Consider the following 4,136-nt stretch of genomic DNA (forward strand, 5'->3'; position numbering starts at 1 on the left):
CGCGCATCGTGGGCCTGTGCCTGGGGGCGTTCGTACTGGCCGAGGCGGGGCTGCTCGACGGCCGCGCCGCCACGACCCACTGGGCGCTGGCGCAGGCGTTCGCGCAGCGTTACCCGCAGGTGGCGCTTCGGCCCGAGGTGCTGTATGTGGAAGATGGCACGGTGCTGACCTCGGCCGGCACCGCCGCGGGCATCGACTGCTGCCTGCACCTGCTGCGCCAGCAGCACGGTGCCGAGGCCGCCAACTGCGCTGCGCGCCGCATGGTGGTGGCCCCGCACCGTCAGGGTGGCCAGGCGCAGTACATCCAGCAGCCGGTGGCGCCCTCGGTGCGGGGAGATCGCCTTGCTCCGCTGCTGCAGTGGCTGGGCGAACACCTGCACGAGGCGCACACGCTGGAGGCGCTGGCCGGGCGTGCCGTGATGAGCCCGCGCACCTTCACGCGCCGGTTTCGCCAGTCCACCGGGACCACGGTGGGGCAATGGCTGCAGAACCAGCGCATCGCGCTGGCGCAGCGCTTGCTGGAAGGTGGAGATCAGTCGATCGATGCCGTGGCCGTGGCGTCGGGCTTCGGCTCCGCCGTCTCGCTGCGGCAGCACTTCTCGGCGGCGGTGGGCATTGCGCCCTCGGCCTACCGGCGGCAGTTCCGCGCTGCCGCCTGAAACGAGTTGCTATTGAAAATATAGCTGCCAGCGCACGATGGGTATGCGCCGGCAACCGTTTCGATCCGAGGGTGGCTGCGGGCCCTGGCTTGGTCAGTCGACCTTCGCGCCGGAAGCCTTCACCACCTGCTGGTACTTGGCACGCTCCGACGCCATGAAGGCATCGAACTGCTCGGGCGTGGTGCCCACGGGCTCGGCCATGAGGGCCGCGAAGCGCGTCTTGGTCTCCGGCGCATTGAGCGCGGCGACGAAGGCCTTGTTCAGCTTGGCGATGACGGGCTTGGGCGTGCCGGCCGGTGCGACCAGGCCCCACCACGTCTCGATCGCAAAGCCCTTGAACGTGGCCGACAGCGGGGGCACGCCCGGCAGCATGGCGCTGGCCTGCGGCGAGGTCACTGCGAGCGCCTTGAGCTTGCCCGAGCGGATGTTGGGCGCGGCGGCGGCCAGGTTGTCGATGTTGAAATCCACTTCGCCGGCCAGCAGCGCCAGTTGCGCGGGACTGGCACCGCGGTAGGGAATGTGCAGGGCGTAGATGCCGGCGCGTTGCTTGAACATTTCACCCGCCAGGTGGCCTGCGCTGCCGTTGCCGCCGCTGCCGTAGTTCAGCTTGGCGGGGTTGGCCTTGGCGTAGGCGATCAAATCGGCCACGGTGTTGATCTTGAGTTCCGCCGCCTTGGCCGCATTGATGACGAGCACGTTGGGCACGCTCACCATCTGCGTGATGCCGGCGAAGTCCTTGGCCGCGTCGTAGGGCATGCGGCTGTAGAGCCAGGGATTGACGGCATGCGTCGCCGTGGCGGCCAGGCCGATGGTGAGGCCATCGGGCGCGGCCTTGGCGACGGCATCGGCGCCAATGTTGCCGCCCGCGCCCGCCTTGTTGTCGATGATCACCGTGCCCAGCGTGTCGCGCACCCGCTCGGCCAGCGCGCGGGACGTGACGTCCAGCGGCCCCCCGGGTGCGTAGGGCACGATCAGCCGGATCGGCGCATCCTGCGCGTAGCCCAACGGGGATGCAAACGCCGTGGTGAGGGCGGCGGCCGAGAGAAGGAGGTTTCTGCGATTCATGCTGCCATTGTGCAAAAAAATGAAAGGGGTCCGGCGGTGCGAGGTCGCAGCGCCGTCCTACAGGGCCCGCGAGGGGGCATTTCTATAAACGTCGAAGCCGTTTCCCAGTTTGCACCCCATCACGCGCCGCCGCACCGGCGGAAAAAGGACATTCCATGCCGCAGGCCGCCCCGCACGACACCGTCACCGCATCGCGTTATGCCCAGTGCATTCGTGCCTGCAGCGAATGTGCCGATGCCTGCGACTACTGCGCGGCCGCGTGCCTTCGCGAGCCCGAGCCCCGCTGCATGGTGCAGTGCATCGCCCTGGACATGGACTGCGCCGCGCTGTGCCGCGTGGCCGCCGCCGCCATGGCCCGCGAAAGCGCCCACGCGCCGGAGATCTGCGCCCTGTGCGCCCGACTGTGCGATAGCTGCGCCAACGAGTGCGCCCGGCACGGCATGGCCCACTGCCAGGCCTGCGCCGAAGCTTGCCGCCGCTGTGCCGAGGCCTGCCGCGCGCTGTCGCGCTGAAGACCGTCCATCAAAGCCGGCGGATGGCTATTACCGGTTGTTACTTCTGAGATACCGTGTGGAAGTGACCGCTTAAGGTCCGGGGCGTTGAATGGCATCTCGGACCCCGCACCAAGGAGCCACCATGTCCATCCGCCTCATCACCCTCGCCGCCGCTTCGGTGGCCACCAGCCTGCTCACCGGCTGCGTCGTGGCCCCGGTCGGCCCGGGCTACTACGCAGGGTCCGGCTATTACGGCGGGCCGGGCTACTACCAGACCGAATCCGTGTACGTGGCGCCGCCGCCTGTGGTGGTGGCGCCGACCATCGGGTTCTTCGGCGTCTATGGCCGGGGCGGCTATGGGCGCGGCTATTACGGCCGGCCGGGCTGGCGCCGCTGAAGGCCGCGCAACGGGAGCGCGCTCCTTGCCGCAAGCTGGCGCCCGGACCGCGTCAGCCTGAGGTGGCTCCAGAGGGTTGGGCGGAAGGTTCGCTCGCCCCGTGCTTGTCGGCCTCGGATGTAAAGGCATCCGCGTAGAACTCATCAGGGGGGAGCTGGCGTTCCGCGCTGTACACCACCCGTGCCGTGTCGACCACGATGGGGGCGCCGCAGGCATAGACCTGATGGCCCGACAGGTCGGCATGGTCGTCCATCACGGCCTGGTGCACGAAGCCCGTGCGGCCCGCCCAGGCGTCTTCCGGCAAGGCATGGGACACCACGGGCACATAGGCCAGCTGGGGCATCGTGGCCATGCGCTCGCGCACCCAGCCATCCATGTACAGATCGCCGGGACGGCGGCCGCCCCAGTACAGCGTGACCGGGCGCTCGATGCGCTTGGCCTGAATGTGTTCGAGCAGCGCCTTGATCGGGGCGAAGCCCGTGCCCGAGGCCAGCAGGATGATGGGCTTGGGGCTGTCCTCGCGCAGGAAGAAGCTGCCGAAGGGGCCTTCCACACGCAGGATTTCCTTTTCCTTCATGGCGCCGAACACGTGGTCGGTGAAGCGCCCGCCCGCCATGTGGCGGATGTGCAGTTCCAGCCTCGGCGCGTCGGCCTGGGTGTGGGGCGCGTTGGCCATGGAGTACGCGCGGCGCGCGCCGTCGCGCAGGATGAATTCGATGTACTGGCCGGCGTGGTAGCGGAACGTGTCCGCCGCGGGCAACTGCAGGCGCACCTGCATGACGTCGTGCGACACCCGCGTGAGCGTGGACACGCGCACCGGCAGCTTCTTGATGGGGTAGGCGCTTTCATCGGTCACCTGGCGCGATTCGAGCACCACGTCGGTCAGCGGCTGGGCGCAGCAGGTGAGCACGAAGCCCGCGTCGGCCTCGGCCGCGCTCAGGGCCTTGGACTGGTGTTCGCCATGGGCCACGGAGCCGCTGAGCTTCTTGCACTTGCACGAGCCGCAGGCCCCATCCTTGCAGCCGTAGGGAAGGCCCACGCCGCTGCGGATGGCCGCGGCCAGAATGGATTCGCCGGGCTGTGCGGCAAAGGCCCGGCCGCTGGGCTGTACGGTGATCTGGTGGGCGGCTGCGGCCGTCTCTGCGGGGGTCATGGAGTGGGTATCCTTGGAAGTTCTTCTCGCCAAACGGATCCAATTTTGCCCTCAAACCAAAGCCCCCTCGGTGCCCTGCCGGCGCGCTTTCGCCGCCAACGCGTGCTCATCATCGGCTGTGGCGACGTGGGGCTGCGGGCGGCCCGGGTGCTGGGTGCATCGGCCGGCGGGCCCCGGCCTCGGGTGCTGGCCCTGACTTCCAGTCCTGAGCGCAGGGCGCCGTTGCGCGCCGCCGGCATCACCCCCCTGCTGGGCAACTTGGACGATGCGCCCAGCCTGCGCCGCCTGTCCGGCCTGGCCACCCGCGTCCTGCACCTGGCGCCCCCCGCCGGGCGATGCGGTGCCGGGTGCTGCCAAAGGGTATGACG

Annotated in this window: 5 protein-coding genes and 1 pseudogene; 4 read left to right on the plus strand and 2 right to left on the minus strand. The window is 69.4% G+C overall.

The window, feature by feature from the left end:
* Positions 1-659: GlxA family transcriptional regulator (locus AC27IQ_RS19805; RefSeq protein WP_487090505.1), on the plus strand; the 659-nt coding region annotated here is incomplete at its 5' end.
* Between the two features lie 93 nt (positions 660-752).
* On the opposite strand, the gene AC27IQ_RS19810 is transcribed toward AC27IQ_RS19805, so the two are convergent.
* Entirely contained in the window at positions 753-1,724 is a 972-nt protein-coding gene (locus tag AC27IQ_RS19810; RefSeq protein ID WP_487090507.1) for a Bug family tripartite tricarboxylate transporter substrate binding protein, read from the minus strand.
* Between the two features lie 155 nt (positions 1,725-1,879).
* Between AC27IQ_RS19810 and AC27IQ_RS19815 the strand changes: the two genes are divergently transcribed.
* Both AC27IQ_RS19815 and AC27IQ_RS19820 read left to right on the plus strand, forming a co-directional pair.
* Positions 1,880-2,236, plus strand: a complete 357-nt coding sequence (locus tag AC27IQ_RS19815) for a four-helix bundle copper-binding protein (protein WP_284428994.1) — start codon at positions 1,880-1,882, stop codon at positions 2,234-2,236.
* Between the two features lie 124 nt (positions 2,237-2,360).
* The gene (locus tag AC27IQ_RS19820) at positions 2,361-2,615 is read left to right on the plus strand and encodes a hypothetical protein (RefSeq protein WP_284394909.1); all 255 of its coding nucleotides are present in this window, start codon (positions 2,361-2,363) and stop codon (positions 2,613-2,615) included.
* 52 nt (positions 2,616-2,667) lie between these two features.
* Here AC27IQ_RS19820 and AC27IQ_RS19825 read toward each other — a convergent pair whose 3' ends face one another.
* Positions 2,668-3,768 (minus strand): CDP-6-deoxy-delta-3,4-glucoseen reductase, encoded by a 1,101-nt coding sequence (locus AC27IQ_RS19825; protein WP_487090508.1) that lies wholly within the window; start codon positions 3,766-3,768, stop codon positions 2,668-2,670.
* Positions 3,769-3,813: 45 nt separating this feature from the next.
* On the opposite strand from AC27IQ_RS19825, the pseudogene AC27IQ_RS19830 reads away from it, so the two are divergent.
* Positions 3,814-4,116 (plus strand): annotated as a pseudogene (locus tag AC27IQ_RS19830) (SDR family NAD(P)-dependent oxidoreductase); the annotation flags it as partial.
* Positions 4,117-4,136: the final 20 nt, after the last annotated feature.

Source organism: Acidovorax sp. KPB24-07, from assembly GCF_057543315.1.

What these genes read in the sequence shown, in the direction of transcription:
- AC27IQ_RS19810 (WP_487090507.1), bottom strand. Translation starts at nt 1,724, where the DNA reads ATGAATCGCAGAAACCTCCTTCTCTCGGCCGCCGCCCTCACCACGGCG.
- AC27IQ_RS19820 (WP_284394909.1), top strand. Translation starts at nt 2,361, where the DNA reads ATGTCCATCCGCCTCATCACCCTCGCCGCCGCTTCGGTGGCCACCAGC.
- AC27IQ_RS19825 (WP_487090508.1), bottom strand. Translation starts at nt 3,768, where the DNA reads ATGACCCCCGCAGAGACGGCCGCAGCCGCCCACCAGATCACCGTACAG.
- AC27IQ_RS19815 (WP_284428994.1), top strand. Translation starts at nt 1,880, where the DNA reads ATGCCGCAGGCCGCCCCGCACGACACCGTCACCGCATCGCGTTATGCC.